Raw genomic sequence first — 17,543 nt, 5'->3', positions numbered from 1 at the left:
CAGCCGTGAAGCCGTGCGGGCCTGCCCGTTACAGGATCAGATAGCCGCTACATGGGCGGCAGGATCGCTTCCGGCGTCCATGGAGCCCCGGCCTCGGCCAGAGCCTCCTCAAATTCCGGCAGATCATTCTCGATCAGATCGTCCAGCCGGTCGCGGATGTCGTTGAACTCCGCTTCGGCATGGGCGAGCTGTTCGCGGTGCGCCGGGTTCGGCCCATAAGTCGAGAAGCTCGTCCCGGTTTGCGCAAAGCCCAGCCGCGAATTTACGGTCGAAGGTTCGGACCCGTACTGGCCCTGGCTCGACTGGTTGCCGCCGAGATCTTCCTCGATCTCGAACAGGCGTTGGCGCAGCGTTTCATACTGATCGTCCAGCTCGCCCGGTGCCGTCCGTGTCCGGTACAGCGCCGACTGCAGCCGATCGAGGCGGAAGCGCGTCACATTGATCGCCGAATTGGCCGCCGAGACACTGCGTTGCAGCGTCGCCAGGCGTTCCCAGAACGCGGCCACTTCGTCGTCGGAACTGCCGGCGAGTGCACCCTCATACATGCGTTCGACGGTGAATTCCTGCGGCTCGCCAATGGTCTCGCGTTCGCCGCGCACATCCCGCACCATGGTGACGGTGTAGGTTCCCGGTGCGACCAGGAAGCCCGGCGGCTGTGTTTCCGGTGTCTCCGGCCCACTTACGGCACTGGCACCCGGATAGGACAGATCCCAGTTCACGCGATGGAAGCCTTGCGTGACCGGCCCCGAAATACGGCGTACGACACGGCCGTCGGCATCGCGGACCACAAGCCAGATACGCGGCGGCGCTTCGCGGCGCTCGGCTTCGATGGCATCGAAGCCGGGGAAGGGCGTGTCATCGCCATCTTCGACAAGCTCGCGTTCGGCTTCCTGGCGGATTTGTTCCGACGTTTGCAGGGTCTCGTTGAGGTAATAGGTGAACACGGCGCCGAAGGGCGGGTTGTCAGCCATGAAATAGGCATGCCCTTGCCAGCCGGCCGCGTCGAAACCCAGCTCGTGCTGCGGCTGATACCACCAGGCCCGGCGGACCGGGAACAGGTGCTGCTCGTTCTCCAGCATTTCCTCTGTCACATCGCGCAGCGGCGAGATGTCATCGAGGATGTAGATGCCCCGGCCGAATGTGGCGACGACGAGATCGCCTTCACGCGGATGAACGTGCAGATCACGCGCGGATATGGTCGGAATGCCGGCGCTGAGCTGGATCCAGTTCTCGCCGCCATCGATGGTGAAGTAGACACCGAATTCGGTCCCCACGAATAACAGGTCCGGATTCACATGGTCTTGCGCAATCCGCCAGACCTGCTCGTCCTCCGGCAAACCGTCCGTGATCGAGCGCCAGGTGCGACCGTAATTGTCCGACCGCAAGAGATAGGGGGCGAAATCGCCATACTTGTGATGGTCCAGCGCGATGTAGACCGTGCCGGCCTCGAACCGTGAGGGCTCGAAATCGTTGACATAGGCCAGGTCCGGAACGCCGGGCAGATTGCCGGCTTCCGTGCGGCGCCAGGTTTCACCGCCATCCGTGGTGATCTGGATCACGCCGTCATCGGTTCCGGCATAGATGACATTTTCATCGACCGGCGATTCAGCCAGAGCGCTGACCGTGTTGTAATTCGACATCGCATAGACGTCCCAGACAGCGTCCCAAGACCACTGCCGGCCCATGATCGGCAACAGCATGCGGTCTTCATCGCGCGTCAGGTCTTCCGAGATGGCAGTCCAGGTGTCGCCGCGGTCGTCGGACCGCCAGACGCGTTGCGAGGCATGATAGAGGCGCGTCGGCTCGTGCGAGGACACGACCAGCGGGGCATCCCAGTTGAAACGTTCCGCCGGCTCACCCGGTTGCGCGCGCGGCTGGACGTAGACGATCTCGCCCGTCGTCCAGTCGAAGCGCATCAGATTGCCTTGCTGCCAGCTGGAATAGGCAATGTCGGGATTGCCCGGTTCGATGTCGGGCTCGTGCCCGTCGCCGAACAGCGTCACTTCCCAGTCGGAATTGCGAATACCATGGCGGCTGTCGGTCCGCGACGGGCCGATCTGCGTATTGTTGTCCTGCGTACCGCCATAGATGTTGTAAAACGGCTCGGCATCGTCCAGCGCAATATCGTAGAATTGCGTGATCGGCATATTGGAGATGAAGCGCCACGTCTGTTCGTCATCGAACGACTCGTAAAGGCCGCCGTCCGATCCATAGAGGATGTAATCCGGGTCGGTCGGGTGAAAGGCGATGGCGTGATCGTCGATATGCTTGCGATCATTATTCAGGTCGCGGAAGGTCGCGCCGCCATCGTCCGACACTTGCGTGATATTGCTGACAAGGATGATCCGGTCGAAATGATGCGGATGGGCATAAAGCTCCTGATAATAGTGAGGCCCGGTACCCGCTGACACCGTGTCCGACATCCGCGTCCAGCTCTCACCGCGATTGGTCGAGCGATAAACGCCACCGGTCCGCCGGTCTTGTTCGATCGCCGCATAGACGATGTCGGGATTTTGCGGCGAAATGGCGAGGCCGATCTTGCCGCGATTGCCGGTCGGCAGTCCGCTCGTCACTTCTCGCCACGTCTCACCGCCATCATCGGAAACGTGAATGCCCGATTCCGGTCCGCCGCCCATATAGGCCGCAACCGTGCGGTGACGCTGCCAGGTGGCCGCCACGAGACGGTCGGGATTGCGCGGATCCATGACAATGTCGGTGACACCGGTCCACTCGCCCGCCGACAGGACCAGCTCCCAGTTTTCGCCGCCATCCGTCGTTTTATAGAGGCCGCGATCACCGCCGGACGACCATAGCGGACCTTGAGCCGCGACCCAGACCGTGTCCGGATCATCGGGATGGACGATGATTTCCGAGATATGTTCGGACTCCCCGAGGCCGAGATGTTCCCAGCTCTGTCCGCCATCGCGGGACCGGTGGATCCCGTCGCCGTAACTGACATGCCGGCCGCCATGGTTTTCACCCGTCCCGACCCAGATTGTATGCGGGTTGGAGGGATCGACGGTCACGGTGCCGATCGAATACACATCCTGATCGTCGAAAATCGGGGTCCAGGTCGTGCCGGCATTATCGGTGCGCCAGACGCCGCCCGAACCGACGCCGACAATCCAGGTCGAGGGATCGTCGGGGAGGATTTCGATGTCGCTGATGCGGCCGGACATGAAAGCCGGGCCGATGCTCCGAAATTCCATCCCGGTGAATGTCGCCTCGGACATGGCATCGTCTTCAGTGCCTTCGGCGTCCGATTGTGCGCATGCAGCTTGCGGCAGAGCCGCCATCACGACAGCACAAATTATGCCTCGCATCTGTACCTCCCCAGAATAATTTTGCGGAACCCTAGCAGGCCATATTCGAAAGAAAAGCCGGTCATCTGTCCATGACCAAAAGATTAGGTGTTTGAAAGCTTGACCCAAAAGCCGCGCTGGCGACGATGCCGCCCATGAAGATCAGCAAACTCATCCGCGATATCCACCACTGGGGCTCGCCCATCCTGATGCTGCCGCTCGGCATCATGATCATCGCCGGCCTGTTTTTGATGCTGAAAAAGGACATCGGCTGGATTCAGCCGCCGACCCAGCGCAGTGCCATCGAGATTTCCGGACCGCCGGAGACGACGCTGAGCGACCTCTATGAGGCCGCCGCCGCCATCCCCGAACTCGAGATTGCCGGGTGGGAGGAGTTCGACCGCATCGACATCCGCTCCGACCGCGGAATCGCCAAATTTATTGCCCCCAATCGCTGGGAAGCGCAGATCGATCTTGTTTCGCTGGAAGTCCTTTCACTGGAATATCGCCGCTCGGACCTGTTCGAGCAGATCCATGACGGCTCTTTTTTCGCCGATTGGGTGAAAACCTTCATTTTCCTGCCTGTCGGCGTGATCCTGCTCATTCTCTGGCTGACCGGGATATGGCTGTTCTTCGAGCCTTATTGGAAGCGTTGGAAACGCAACAAGAAGCGGGCGAAGAAACTGGCCGCCGCCGAGTAAGCACTCTTCCGATTGCCCCCATTAGCGCACTCCGCTATAGGCGGGGCCAATTCGTGACACCCCCGATTTGAGAGGAAGAACGCGCCCCATGGCCGCCTATCAATATGTCTACCACATGGACCGCCTGTCGAAGACCTATCCGGGCGCGTCCAAGCCGGTTTTCGAGAACATTTCCCTGCACTTCCTGCCCGACGCCAAGATCGGCGTCGTCGGCGTCAATGGCGCCGGTAAGTCGACTCTGCTGAAAATCATGGCCGGCATGGACACCGAGTTCACTGGCGAGGCTTGGGCCGAGAAGGGCGTGCGGGTCGGCTATCTGCCGCAGGAACCGCAGCTCGATCCCGGCAAGACGGTCTGGGAGAATGTCATCGAGGGCTCCGCGCACAAAAAGCTGGTCGACGATTTCAACGCCGTCTCGATGAAGCTCGCCGAGGATTATTCCGACGAGCTGATGGCCGAGATGACCGAGCTGCAGGAGAAGATCGACGCCGCCGACGCCTGGGACATCGATTCCAAGATCGAAATGGCAATGGAGGCGCTGCGCTGCCCGCCGGCCGATTGGGATGTGACCAAGCTGTCGGGCGGTGAAATCCGCCGTGTCGCGCTGTGCCGCCTGCTCCTGTCCGAGCCGCACATGCTGCTGCTCGACGAGCCGACCAACCATCTCGACGCCGAATCCGTCGACTGGCTGCAGCACCATCTCGAGAATTTCCCGGGCGCCATTCTGGTCGTCACCCACGACCGCTACTTCCTCGACTCGATCACCACCTGGACGCTCGAACTCGATCGCGGCCGCGGCGTGCCTTATGAAGGCAATTACTCCTCCTGGTTGGAGCAGAAGCAGAAGCGCTTGGCCCAGGAAAAGCGCGAGCAATCGCACAAGGAAAAGGCGCTCGCCCGCGAGCTGGAATGGATCCGATCTTCGCCCAAGGCCCGTCAGGCCAAGTCAAAAGCACGGATCAAATCCTATGAGGAGTTGCGCGACCAGGCCGAGCGCCGCGACATCAATACCGCGCAGATCAACATTCCGCCCGGCCCGCGCCTCGGCGGTGTCGTGGTCGAAGCGGAAAACCTCAACAAGGGCTTCGAGGACAAGCTGCTGATCGACGGCCTGTCCTTCAAATTGCCGCCGGGCGGCGTGGTCGGCGTGATCGGCCCGAACGGCGCCGGCAAATCCACCTTGTTCAAGATGATCACCGGCCAGGAACAGCCGGATGGCGGATCCATTCGCCTCGGCGAAACGGTGAAGCTCTCCTATGTCGACCAGTCGCGCGACGCGCTGGACCCGAAAAAGACCGTCTGGGAAGAAATCTCGGGCGGCCATGACATGATCAATCTCGGCGGCAAGGAAGTGCCGAGCCGGGCCTATGTCGGAGCGTTCAACTTCAAGGGTGGCGACCAGCAGAAGAAGGTCGGCCTCCTGTCAGGCGGTGAGCGCAATCGCGTCCATCTCGCCAAGACGTTGCAGACCGGCGGCAATCTCCTCCTGCTCGACGAACCGACCAACGATCTCGACGTCGAGACGCTGGCCGCGCTCGAACAGGCGCTGGAGAACTATCCGGGCTGCGCCGTCGTGATCTCGCACGACCGCTTCTTCCTCGACCGTCTGGCCACCCACATCCTCGCCTTCGAGGGCGACAGCCATGTCGAGTGGTTCGAAGGCAATTTCGAGGACTATATCGAAGACAAGAAGCGCCGCCTCGGCGAGGACGCCGTCACGCCGAAGCGGGTCAAGTTCAAGAAATTCAGCCGTTAATCGCTTGTCATCCGCGCGGTCAGCGCGGCGATCTGCTCATCCCGTGAGCCGAACAAGGGGATGTCCGGAATCACGGGGTTCGCGGAAGTATCGCCCGACGCCCGCGTGAAAATGTAGATCGGCGCGCCGACCTCCAGCTGTGTATGCGTGAGCGTGTGGATTTGCACCTGGCCGGTCGAATTTGCCCGGCCTTCCGTGCCGGGTCCCGCCACCGGTGCGATGCCGAAATCCTGGGCTGTTGCCGCCATCACGATCGCCTGTGAATAGGTGCCGGGTCCAACGAGGATCGCCACCTCGCCCTCAAACCGGTTTTCCAGCTCGGCCGGCGGCTCGACCCATTGTGCGAATGGCATCGAGACGACCTCGCCGATCTCCGCGCCCGGAATGCGCGCCTGGTTTTCCGGCGTGATGCGGGCCGTGACCGCGGACAGCGGCGTGTGACGCTGTGTGGTGATGTAAGCAAAGAGCCGGTCGGAGAGCATGTGCGCGCCGCCGCCATTGCGGCTTAGATCAATGATCAGCGCATTCGAGCCGGCTGCGGCGATATCTGCGAAAGCCGTCTCCAGGAAGGCCGCAAACGCGTCTTCCAGGTGCGGATCGAACGTGTTGACCGTCAAAACCGCGACGCTGTCGCTGGCGTCGAGCGACCAGTTGTCGTGATCGGCCCGGCCGATATCCCGTTCGGCATCCAGAATGATCTCATCGGTTTGGCCCGGGCCACTGGCAACGGTCACGCGCCATTCTTCCGCCCCGCCGGTCACCGCCCACAGATAGGACGAGAACCGCGTTTCCAGCAGATAGCGGCGCAGCCCGTCACTGTCGCCATGCGTCCGGGCGAAAATCCCGGCGGCCAACTCTGACGCATCGCGACCATTGACGGAGGTGAGTTCGTCGCCCGCCGCAAACGCGCTGTCCGGCGTGATCGTGTCGCCGACAAACAGGCGGCCGTCGCGATAGGTGACGGGCAGGGTAAATGCCGCACCGCCACGCTCCAGATAAGCGTCGTATGCGTCGCGCGGCAGACGGATGGCGACATGACCGTCGCGAAACAGCGGGTTCAGCACCGCCAGGGCCTGCCAAGCTTCCCGGCGGGTATAATCGCCGGCAAGTCCGGCGGTAATGGCATCGAACCGCGCGTTGACCGCCTCGACATCCATCGAAAACGCGGGATCCGGGTGCGTTTCAAACAACCAGTCTTGCCATTCGCGGACATCGGCGGAGAGCGCCTCGGCGGCGATCGCATTGTCATCGCGCGCGTCCTGTGCGCAGGCGGAACTGAAAAGGAAGGCACTCGCTATCAGCACGAGGCTGGAAATCGACCGTATCATTATGTTAGCCTTTTTATGTTACCAGTAACGTAACGGGTAACATAACTCAGCGAGCCGATCAATGACCTCCTCTTCGACATCGACAATCGCATCCTACGCGCCGGCCTTTTTCGGCCTGCGGGCCTCCCGGCTCACCGAGCTGATCGTCGAGCAAGGCGCCCGCTACACCAAGGCGGAAGGCATCCGCACGCCGGTGCGCGGCATGTCGACCCTGCTTTGCCTGCGGCAAGGACCTGCAACCGTGACCGAGCTGGCGGCCGAGCTGGGCGTGACCCATGCGGCCGTCATCAAGAATGCGCGCATGCTCGAATCGGAAGGCTTTATCGACCGCGGTGAGGATCCATCCGATGCGCGCCGACGTCCTTTGAGCCTGACGGCGGCCGGGCGGAAAGCAGCCGAGGAAACGGCGGCCTTTATGGAGCTGGCTAGACAGGTCTATCTCGAAATCTTCGACGAGATTGGCATCGACGTGCATGCGGGCTTGGTCGGCATGGAGGCGGCGCTGGCGCGATCTCCGCTCGATGAGCGCCTCAAGAAATGCGCCGGCACCGAATAAGCAGACATTTAACCCGCCCTGTGCATTGAATCATCTGCAGAATGATATAAACATATCTTTATATGTTTGAGGGGCTGAGGGACGAATGGACGATCTCGTCGTACAATTGAAGGCCTTGGCCGAGCCCACACGATTGCGGATCGCCAGCCTGTTGGCGCGCGGCGAACTCACCGTGTCGGAGCTGGTGCAGGTGCTGGGGCAGAGCCAGCCGCGGGTTAGCCGCCATCTGAAACTGCTGACCGATGCGCATCTGGTCGAACGCCTGCCCGAGGGCGCCTATGTGTTCTACCGCCTGGTGGCCGGCGGTCCGGGTCACCGGCTGGCCGGCGTCATCGGCGAACTCGCCCCGCCGGACGATCCGGTGCTCAAACGGGATCTCGACCGGCTGGACGCCGTCAAAGCGGCCCGCGCGGCGGCGGCTGAAGCCTACTTTAAACGCGCCGCCGAGGACTGGGACAGGATCCGCGCATTGCACTTGTCAGAGGACGAGGTCGAGGCCGCCATGCGCGATGCCGCCGGCAGCGGCCCGTTTGACCTGATGATCGATGTGGGGGTCGGTACCGGGCGTATTCTCGAAGTTTTCGCCGACCGCGTCGGCGAGGGGATCGGCGTCGATGTCAATCACGCCATGCTCAACGTGGCGCGCCTCAACCTCGAACGCGCCGGCCTGACCGAGGCGTCGGTACGCAAGGCAGATGTCTCCGCGCTTCCGTTCGACGATCATGTTGCCGATCTCGTCACCGTCCACCAGGTGCTGCACTATCTCGACGATCCGGCGATCGCGATTGCCGAGTGCGCGCGCGTTCTCAAACCGGGCGGTGTGCTCCTGATCGCCGACTTCGCGCCGCATCAGCTTGAATTCCTCAAGACCGAGCATGCGCACCGCCGCCTCGGCTTTTCGGACGAGGAAATCACCGACTGGGTGGAAAGCGCCGGACTCGAACTGCGCCGGCGTGCGTCACTGCACCCGGAGAAACCCGAAACTCACCTCACTGTGAAAATTTGGGCTGCACGGCGGGTCTCGCCCCGTATATCGCGCAGCCCTGTCCGCATAAAGGCATCGTCGGTATGACCCATCAGCCCACCCCTTTCGCTTTTGGCCGCACCAAGGCGCCAACGGTTTCGTTTGAATTCTTTCCGCCCAAGACCGACGCCATGGAAGCGCGCCTGTGGGAGACGGTGGAACGTCTCGAACCCTACCGCCCGGATTTCGTGTCTGTCACCTATGGCGCCGGCGGCTCGACGCGCGAGCGCACGCGCAACACCGTCAAGCGCATCCTGTCGGAAACCCGGCTGACGGCGGCGGCTCATCTGACCTGTGTGGGGGCGACGCGCGAAGAAACCCGCGGCATCATCCGGGACTACAAGGCTTCGGGCATCGACCACATCGTCGCCCTGCGCGGCGACTCGCCGGATGGAATCGGCGAGGCTTACACAACCCATCCCGGCGGTTTCGACTGCACCTCGGAATTGGTCCGCACCGTGCGTGATGGCGGCATCTCGGAAGTGTCGGTTGGCTGTTATCCGGAAAAACACCCCGACAGCGCCTCCTTCGATCACGATCTCGACGTGCTCAAGAAGAAGATCGACGCCGGGGCCACCCGCGCCGTGACGCAATTCTTCTTCGATCCCGAAGTCTTTTTCCGGTTCCGCGATCGCGCCGTGGCCGCAGGCGTATCCATCCCGATCATTCCCGGCTTGATGCTGCAATCGAACTTTGCCGGTCTGCAGCGCATGGCGGGCCTGTGCGGCGCCAGCGTGCCGGACAGCCTGCCGCCGCTCTATGAGGGTCTGGAAGACGATCCCGATACGCGCGATCTCGTCACCGCCAACATCGTCGCCAAACTCGCGCGGAAGCTGGAAAAGGGCGGAGCGGAACATTTCCACTTCTACACGCTGAACCGCGCCAATCTGGCCATTTGCCTGGTCCGCCTGTTGGGCGTACAGGCGACGGCGGAGGCGGCCTGAACCATGCCGGATCGATGTACGAGGATTGAGGCGCTTGAAACCGCCGCCCGCCAGCGCATCATTGTTCTGGATGGGCCGAAGGGCACCGAAATCCAGAAGCGCAACCTCACCGAGGCCGACTTCCGCGGGGACCGCTACGCCGGTCATAACCGCGACCTCAAGGGCAATAACGACATTCTCAACCTGACGCGGCCCGACATCATTGCAGATATTCACCGCGACTATGCCGAAGCCGGCGCCGAGATCATCTCGACCAACTCCTTCAACGCCAATGCGATCAGCCAAGGCGAATACGATCTGGCGGGCGAGAGCTATGCGATCAACAAGGCGGCTGCCGCAATCGCGCGCGAGGTGGCGGACGAGTTTGCGACCGCCGACAAGCCGCGCTGGGTCGCCGGCGCGATCGGTCCGACCAATGCGACCTTGTCGATCTCGCCGGACGTCAACAAGCCGGAATTCCGGGCCACCGATTTCGATGCCGTGGCCGGCGTCTATGCCGAGGCCGCGCGGGGCTTGATCGATGGCGGCGCGGATTATTTGCTGATCGAAACCGTGTTTGACACGCTCAATGCGAAGGCCGCGATCGCCGCCGTTCGCGATCTCGAAGCCGAGCTTGGCGAGCGCGTGCCCATGGCGCTGTCCATGACCGTGGTCGACCGTTCCGGCCGCAACCTGTCCGGCCAGACCGTTGAGGCCTTCTTTGCGTCCATCCGCCATGCCGATCCGGTGAGTGTCGGCATTAACTGCTCGCTGGGCGTTGAACAGCTGCGGCCCTATATTTCCGTCCTCTCGCGGATCGCCGACACGCCGGTCCATGTCTACCCGAATGCCGGCTTGCCGAACGATCTCGGGGGCTATGACGAGCCACCCGACGTGACGGCCGAGCATCTTCAGGAATGGGCGGAATCCGGTCTCGTCAATATTGTCGGGGGCTGTTGCGGCACAACGCCGGACCATACCCGCGCAATCGCAGCGGCCGTGTACGGGCAGGCCGCGCGTTCCATTCCGGACCGCAAGCCGGCCATGCGCCTGTCAGGCCTCGAACCGTTCGAGCTGGCCTCATGACCGCCGCCCAGTCCTTCATCAATGTCGGCGAACGCACGAACGTCACTGGCTCGGCCCGCTTCCGCAAGCTGATCACCGAAGGCGATTACGCCGAGGCGCTTTCTGTGGCGCGCCAGCAGGTCGAGAACGGTGCCCAGATCATCGACATTAACATGGATGAAGGCCTGCTCGATTCGCAGGCCGCCATGCGTACATTCCTGCGCCTCATCGCGGGCGAGCCAGACATTGCCCTCGTACCCATCATGATCGATTCCTCGAAATGGGAGGTAATCGAGGAAGGGCTGAAAAACGTCCAGGGCAAGGCCATCGTCAACTCGATCAGCCTGAAGGAAGGCGAAGAACCCTTCCTCGACCAGGCGCGCCAGATCAAGCGCTATGGCGCGGCCGTGGTGGTCATGGCCTTCGACGAGGACGGCCAGGCGGAAACCGCCGACCGCAAGTTCGAGATCTGCCGCCGGGCCTACGATCTGCTGACACAGAAAGCCGGCATCCCCCCTGCCGACATCATTTTTGATCCGAACATATTCGCGGTCGCGACGGGGATTGCCGAGCACGATGATTACGGCGTTGCCTTCATCGAGGCGACGCGCCGCATCCGCGCAGAACTGCCGCACGCGCATGTGTCGGGCGGGGTCTCGAACCTGTCCTTCTCCTTTCGGGGAAATGAGCCGGTGCGCCGCGCCATGCACTCGGTCTTCCTCTACCACGCCATCCGGGCCGGGCTCGACATGGCGATCGTCAATGCCGGTCAGCTCGACATTTATGACGAGATCGAGCCAGACCTGCGCGACGCCGTCGAGGACGTCATCCTAAATCGCAAGCCGGGCGCCGCCGACCGCCTTCTGGAAATTGCCGAACGCTATCGCGGAACGGACAAAACGGTCGAAAAGGCCGCCGCGGAATGGCGCAGCTGGCCGGTTGAAAAACGATTGGAGCATGCGCTCGTTCACGGCATCACCGATCATATCGATGAAGACACGGAGGAAGCCCGTCAGGCTTTCGACAAACCGCTGGACGTGATCGAGGGGCCGCTGATGGACGGCATGAATGTCGTCGGCGACCTCTTCGGCGCGGGCAAGATGTTCCTGCCGCAGGTCGTGAAATCGGCCCGTGTCATGAAAAAGGCCGTCGCCTGGCTGCTGCCTCACCTGGAAGAGGAAAAGCGCCGCTCCGGGATGGAGGGCAAGTCGAACGGCAAAATCGTGCTGGCAACCGTCAAGGGCGATGTCCACGACATCGGCAAGAACATTGTCGGCGTGGTCCTGCAGTGCAATGGCTATGAGATCGTCGATCTCGGCGTCATGGTTCCGGGCTCGGACATTCTCGACGCGGCCAAGCGCGAGGGCGCTGATATTGTTGGCCTGTCCGGCCTGATTACGCCCTCGCTGGACGAAATGGTCGAGGTAGCGCGCGAGATGGAACGTCTCGATTTCGACCTGCCATTGCTGATTGGCGGGGCCACCACCAGCCCGGCCCACACCGCTCTGCGCATCGAACCCGCCTACAGCGCCGGCCCCGTGATTCATGTCGCCGATGCCAGCCGCGCCGTCGGCGTCGTCTCGAAACTCCTGTCGGCCGATCGCGACGCGTTCAGCGCCGACAACAAGGCTGCGCTCGCCAAAATCCGCGAAGTGCGGGCGCGGACGGAATCCGCCCGTGAGCGGCTCACACTGTCGGACGCCCGGCAGAACGCGCCGGATTTACCGGCCGCCGACATTCCGTCGCCGCGCAAGCCGGGACTGACCGTGATCGACGACGTAACAGTCGCCGATCTCGTCCCCTATATCGACTGGACGCCCTTCTTCATCAGCTGGGACATCAAGGGCGCTTATCCGAAAATTCTCGGCGATCCGCGCCGGGGCGAAGCAGCGCGTTCCTTGCTCGCCGACGGGAAGGCGATGCTTGAACGCATTGTGGCGGAAAACTGGCTGAACCCGCGCGGCATTGCCGGCCTTTGGCCGGCCAACCGCTCAGGCGATGACATCACTGTCTGGACCGATGATCGCCGCACCGACGCGCGCGCCACCTTCTTTGGCCTGCGCCAGCAATCGGCAAAGTCCAACGACCGGCCACACCTTTCCATCGGCGACTTCCTCCAGACGGAGGGCCGCGATTATGTGGGCGGTTTCTGCGTCACGGCGGGCTCGACCGGCGACCGGATCGAGGCGTTCAAGGCCGAACAGGACGATTACTCGGCGATCATGTTCGCCGCGCTTGCCGACCGCATTGCCGAAGCCTTCGCCGAATATCTTCACGAGAGGGTGCGAAAGGACATTTGGGGCTATGCGCCGGACGAAGCGTTCGACAATCACGAGCTGATCCGCGAAGCCTATCAGGGCATCCGCCCCGCGCCGGGTTATCCGTCCCAGCCCGACCACACCGAAAAACTGACTCTGTTCGATCTCTTGGAAGCCCCAGAGCGCATCGGGGTCGACTTGACCGAAACGCTGGCCATGACGCCGGCGTCCTCGGTTTCCGGTCTCTATCTCGGCCATCCGGCCAGCGAGTATTTCGTCGTCGGCCGGATTGGCGAAGATCAGGTCGCCGACTATGCGCGCCGCAAGGGCTGGACGGTGCAGGAAGCGGAGAAGGCGTTGGCGCCGATCCTCGGCTATGAGCCGGGCCGTTCGGCCAGCCAGGATGCGGCCTGAACCTTCTGCCTGAATTTCGTCATTATTCTTCCGAAAGTTGTGCCCCGGTCTTGAGGGGAGAGGGACATGTTTCGGATGCTGTTGGTGATGGTCTTGGCGATCGGCTCCTTGGCCGAAGCTCAAACAACGCGCGAGCAACGAATCGACGGGCTATTCGACGTTATTGACGAAAACGCGGTCGGGTTTGATCCATCGACGTCTCAGTTTCACATGGCGGCGCAAGCGTTGATCTATGTTGGCCGTGAAGATCTGTTTCGGGAATTTGTCGAACAAGCGCCTTTTTTGGATCGTAGCAACGATTGCCCGGTAACCGGCACTCTCGCTGACTTCCGGGACACCGTGATCGATGGAGCAGCGCAGACAAGAATTGTCATTGTCAACGAGGCCCACACGAATGCACGCCACAGGCTTTTGCCGGCAGAACTGGCATCATGGTTGGCGCCGCTTGGGTATCGATATTTTGCTGCCGAGACATTTAGCGCTGAAAGTCTCGAAATGCGCAGCGAAAACGAGGTTCTCGCCGGAACAGGGACCTATTCCTTTGAGCCGATTTTCGCCCGATCGCTTCGTCAGATCGCCGACCTTGAATATTCGTTTGTCGCCTATGAGCAACGGTCAGACCAACGCACCGGTGACCATTCTGACATGGTTTCACGCATTCACGAGCGCGAAATCGCGCAGACCCAAAATCTGATCGCGGCTGTATTTGACCACGATCCCGATGCGCGCGTGCTGATTCATGTCGGACACGCCCATGTGCTTGAACGCCCACATGTGGGTCGCGACGGGTCGGAGACGCGCTGGTTCGCCAATCGCCTGGCGGAAGCGACCGGCATTGATCCGATCACAATCGATCAAACGGAATGCGCAGCCGATTCGACCATTTCATTCGCCAACGGAAGTGAGACACGCAAGTCCGGTCTGGTAGACCATTTCATCGCTCACCCGCCCGTCGAATTTGAGCGCAACCGGCCGACCTGGCGCCGCGAGATCGGCGACATCGATACCGACATTCCGGCCGAGTTTTTGTCCGACAGCGAGCGGATTATCGTCGAGGCGCATCCAGCCGGCGGCAGCACCGAGGAGGTCGCAATCGACCGCCTGATGCTGTTTCCCGGAGAGGATATACCGCTTCTCCTCCCGCCGGGCCGTTACGATTTGCGATCCTGGACCGCCGACGGTCTGCTCGGCGGTCCGGTCGAGATTACCGTCGGCGAGTAGGCCTCAGAACCGCCCGGACTGGTAATCCAGCATCGCCTGCCGGACCTCGCCTTCCGTGTTCATCACGAAAGGCCCGCCGCGCGCCACCGGCTCGCGCAAGGGTTTCGCGGCGATCAGCAACAGGCGCGCACCGTCATCGCCCGCTTCCAGCCGGGTGCGGTCGCCTTCGCCGAGCACGCCCAGCTCGCCGCGATTGACCGCCATCGGCGCTTCGCTGCCGGTGCGCGGCAGCAGCACCGAACCGTCATGCACGGCGACGATCGCGGAATGCTGCGCCGGAAGCGGCTCCTCGAAGACGGCGTTCGGTTCCAGCGTGACTTCGGCGAAGAAGGGCTGCACGGTGATGTTCTTCACCGGACCCTCGACGCCGGCCGAGGTGCGGCCCGCGACGATTTTCGCGACCGCGCCGTCGCGCACATCGCTGGGGATCTCGCCGGGTGAATACTCCTGATAGCCCGCCGGCTTCATCTTTTCCGCGCGGGGCAGGTTGATCCACAGCTGGAAGCCGGACATCAGCCCGTCCGCCTGCTCCGGCATTTCCGAATGCACAATACCGCCGGCGGCGGTCATCCATTGCACGCCGCCCGGCTCGATCACGCCTTCATGGCCCTTATTGTCCTTGTGGCGGAGCCGGCCCGCGAACATGTAGGTCACCGTCTCGAAGCCGCGATGCGGGTGCGGCGGAAAGCCGGCAATGTAATCGTCCGGATTCTCGGTATGGAAATTGTCGAGCATCAGGAACGGGTCGATCTGCGGCAGGCGCGCCGTGCCGAGCAGACGGTTCAGCTTGACGCCGGCGCCGTCGGTCGCGGCCATGCCGGGTTCGAGATGCGCAAGCGGTCTGATCTGGGTCATGGATGATCTCCTTTGCCTGCGGATATGGGCTGCGCCCTCCGCAGCGGCCAGCGCCCGCGTTGAAAACCCCGTTTTTCCAAACCGTCAGCAATGGACGATTGGTTGCAATTGGGCTTATTTTGGGCACGGGGAAGCAATAGGAGGCGGGCCGTGACACGCCTGATAATCTCATCCGCCCTCATCACCATCGCGATCGGCGCCTGCAGCGCGGCCGATCCGGGCCAGCAGCCGGCTCCGGGTTCGGTCCAGAACCCATCTGAAACCGCGCGCATTGCGGCGGGGCTCGAAGGTCAGAACTGGTCGGTTGCAGGCGATTTGTTCGGATACTTCCTGCCGCAGGACGATGTCAGCATCGGCGATATCCAGCTCGATCACATTTCGCTGGCGGCGCAGTGGGAGGCGGAAGCCTTTATGCGCGGCGAGGCGGATGCCTTCCCGCCCATCAGCCTGCATTTCGACGATACGTCCAGCCCGACCGGGATCGGCGAGCTTGGCAATACCTATTACGAGGTGACGTACCGCGTACAGCCGGACGTCTTTGCCGTCAGCGATACTGGTCTGCAATTCACCGGACGGCACGACTTGCTGGGCGAGGTGCGCTTTGCGGGCACCTGGAATCCCGAACAGATCGCACAGATGATGGCCGGCAATCCGCAGAATGCGCCGGCCGCGCTGACCGGCGATCTCCGCCTCGGCGATGTGGTGTTCCGCGATGTCGCGTTTCAGGGATGGCTGGGCGATTGACCGAGAGCCGGAAACGCCGTTCGCAATTCACCATCGGTTGGCGCGAATGGGTCGAGCTGCCGGATCTCGGCGGCGCGAGACTGAAGGCAAAGATCGATACCGGCGCGCGCACCTCTGCCGTCCATGCCTGGCATATCGAGCCTTTCGAACGCGACGGGCAGCCCTGGGTGCGCTTCGAATTGCACCCGAAACAGAAGAATAATCGCGACCGCATCGCCTGCGAGGCGCCGGTGTTCGATGAACGCCTGATCCGCTCGTCGAACGGCCAGATTTCCAAGCGTTTTGTGATCCGCACGCGGCTGAAACTGGGCAGCCGTACCTGGCCCATCGATCTCACCCTTTCCCGGCGTGACGAGATGGGGTTCCGTATGCTACTAGGCCGCACCGCGCTGCGGAGCCGAACGCTGATCGACGCTGCAGCGTCTTATCTGTGCGGCGACGAATAAGCCGGTCGACCGCATCCACCCGAAGCTGCCGTCTGGACTTTTTATGCGATTAGCCCTTCTTTGCCGCAATCCTGACCTCTACTCGCACCGGCGCCTGATCGAGGCGGCCGAGGAAAGAGGCCACGAGATCGATGTGCTCGACACCTTGCGCATCTACATGAACATTACCTCGCACCGTCCTGAACTGCATTACCGGGGCGAGCCGCTTCCGAAATACGATGCCGTCATCCCGCGCATTGGCACCTCGATCACGGCCTACGGGACGGCCGTGGTGCGCCAGTTCGAGATGACCGGCGCCTGGACGCTGGCCGAGTCTGTTGCCATCACGCGCTCGCGCGACAAGCTGCGCTCGCTGCAGCTCCTCTCGCGCGCCGGGGTGGGCCTGCCGGTCACTGCCTTTGCCCACGACACGCGGCAGCTCGACGAATTGCTCGACATGGTCGGCGGCGAGCCGGTGGTGATCAAACTCCTGGAAGGCACCCAGGGCGTTGGCGTGGTGCTGGCGGAAACGCGGCGCTCGGCCAAGTCGGTGATCGAGGCTTTCCGTGGCGCCAAGGTGAACATCCTTGTCCAGGAATTCATCAAGGAGGCCGGCGGTTCGGACATCCGCACCATTGTCGTTGGCGGCAAGGTCGTCGCGGCGATGAAGCGGCAGGGCGCGGAAGGCGAGTTCCGCTCGAATCTGCATCGCGGCGGCGGCGCCGCGCGCATCAAGATCACCCCGGAAGAGCGCGCCACGGCTGTGCGGGCCGCCAAGATCATGGGCCTCCATGTCTGCGGCGTCGACATGCTGCGCTCCAATCACGGCCCGGTGGTGATGGAGGTCAATTCCTCGCCCGGTCTTGAAGGGATCGAAGGTGCGACTGGTTTTGACGTGGCTGGCAAGATCATCGAACTGATCGAGAAGACCGCCACGCCGGGCAAAACAAAGACGAAAGGCAAGGGGTGAC

General features: G+C 62.4%; 12 protein-coding genes and 1 pseudogene. 10 read left to right on the top strand and 3 right to left on the bottom strand.

Translation table 11 applies throughout. From position 1 onward, the window contains the following. Positions 1–47: 47 nt before the first annotated feature. Positions 48–3,323 (bottom strand): VPS10 domain-containing protein, encoded by a 3,276-nt coding sequence (locus ACO08C_RS03510; protein ID WP_421787604.1) that lies wholly within the window; start codon positions 3,321–3,323, stop codon positions 48–50. A 134-nt stretch (positions 3,324–3,457) separates the two neighbouring features. On the opposite strand from ACO08C_RS03510, the gene ACO08C_RS03505 reads away from it, so the two are divergent. Continuing rightward, complete coding sequence (locus ACO08C_RS03505) at positions 3,458–4,003, top strand: PepSY domain-containing protein (protein ID WP_421787602.1); 546 nt, start codon at positions 3,458–3,460, stop codon at positions 4,001–4,003. An 88-nt stretch (positions 4,004–4,091) separates the two neighbouring features. Beyond that, a complete protein-coding gene (gene ettA, locus ACO08C_RS03500; protein ID WP_421787601.1) occupies positions 4,092–5,759 on the top strand; it encodes an energy-dependent translational throttle protein EttA in 1,668 nt (555 codons plus the stop codon). On the opposite strand, the gene ACO08C_RS03495 is transcribed toward ettA, so the two are convergent. Next, entirely contained in the window at positions 5,756–7,087 is a 1,332-nt protein-coding gene (locus tag ACO08C_RS03495; RefSeq protein ID WP_421787599.1) for a S41 family peptidase, read from the bottom strand. The two genes, ettA and ACO08C_RS03495, sit on opposite strands and share 4 nt — an antisense overlap. A 61-nt stretch (positions 7,088–7,148) precedes the next feature. On the opposite strand from ACO08C_RS03495, the gene ACO08C_RS03490 reads away from it, so the two are divergent. The 5 genes and pseudogenes from ACO08C_RS03490 (at position 7,149) to ACO08C_RS03470 (ending at position 14,548) form a co-directional block, all read left to right on the top strand. Then, the gene (locus tag ACO08C_RS03490) at positions 7,149–7,643 is read left to right on the top strand and encodes a MarR family winged helix-turn-helix transcriptional regulator (RefSeq protein WP_421787597.1); all 495 of its coding nucleotides are present in this window, start codon (positions 7,149–7,151) and stop codon (positions 7,641–7,643) included. A gap of 85 nt (positions 7,644–7,728) precedes the next feature. Beyond that, complete coding sequence (locus ACO08C_RS03485) at positions 7,729–8,715, top strand: ArsR/SmtB family transcription factor (protein ID WP_421787595.1); 987 nt, start codon at positions 7,729–7,731, stop codon at positions 8,713–8,715. Then, entirely contained in the window at positions 8,712–9,611 is a 900-nt protein-coding gene (metF, locus tag ACO08C_RS03480) for a methylenetetrahydrofolate reductase [NAD(P)H] (protein WP_421787593.1), read from the top strand. The genes ACO08C_RS03485 and metF overlap by 4 nt, the downstream gene beginning before the upstream one ends. A 3-nt stretch (positions 9,612–9,614) precedes the next feature. Continuing rightward, a pseudogene (metH, locus tag ACO08C_RS03475) lies at positions 9,615–13,327 on the top strand (methionine synthase). A 66-nt stretch (positions 13,328–13,393) separates the two neighbouring features. Continuing rightward, positions 13,394–14,548, top strand: a complete 1,155-nt coding sequence (locus tag ACO08C_RS03470) for a hypothetical protein (protein ID WP_421787591.1) — start codon at positions 13,394–13,396, stop codon at positions 14,546–14,548. Between the two features lie 3 nt (positions 14,549–14,551). On the opposite strand, the gene ACO08C_RS03465 is transcribed toward ACO08C_RS03470, so the two are convergent. Continuing rightward, the gene (locus tag ACO08C_RS03465) at positions 14,552–15,403 is read right to left on the bottom strand and encodes a pirin family protein (protein ID WP_421787589.1); all 852 of its coding nucleotides are present in this window, start codon (positions 15,401–15,403) and stop codon (positions 14,552–14,554) included. A gap of 150 nt (positions 15,404–15,553) precedes the next feature. On the opposite strand from ACO08C_RS03465, the gene ACO08C_RS03460 reads away from it, so the two are divergent. From ACO08C_RS03460 to rimK, 3 genes are read left to right on the top strand one after another with little or no spacing between them, the layout of a single operon-like run. Then, the gene (locus ACO08C_RS03460) at positions 15,554–16,147 is read left to right on the top strand and encodes a hypothetical protein (protein WP_421787587.1); all 594 of its coding nucleotides are present in this window, start codon (positions 15,554–15,556) and stop codon (positions 16,145–16,147) included. Then, on the top strand, positions 16,144–16,593 hold the full coding sequence (locus ACO08C_RS03455; protein WP_421787586.1) for an ATP-dependent zinc protease: 450 nt from the start codon (positions 16,144–16,146) through the stop codon (positions 16,591–16,593). The genes ACO08C_RS03460 and ACO08C_RS03455 overlap by 4 nt, the downstream gene beginning before the upstream one ends. A 43-nt stretch (positions 16,594–16,636) precedes the next feature. Further along, complete coding sequence (rimK, locus tag ACO08C_RS03450) at positions 16,637–17,542, top strand: 30S ribosomal protein S6--L-glutamate ligase (RefSeq protein WP_421787584.1); 906 nt, start codon at positions 16,637–16,639, stop codon at positions 17,540–17,542. Position 17,543: the final 1 nt, after the last annotated feature.

Source organism: Hyphobacterium sp., assembly GCF_965229905.1.
Taxonomy (GTDB): Bacteria; Pseudomonadota; Alphaproteobacteria; order Caulobacterales; family Maricaulaceae; genus Hyphobacterium.
The sequence above is the reverse complement of the archived record's forward strand: the minus strand, read 5'-3'. Positions and strand labels throughout refer to the sequence as shown.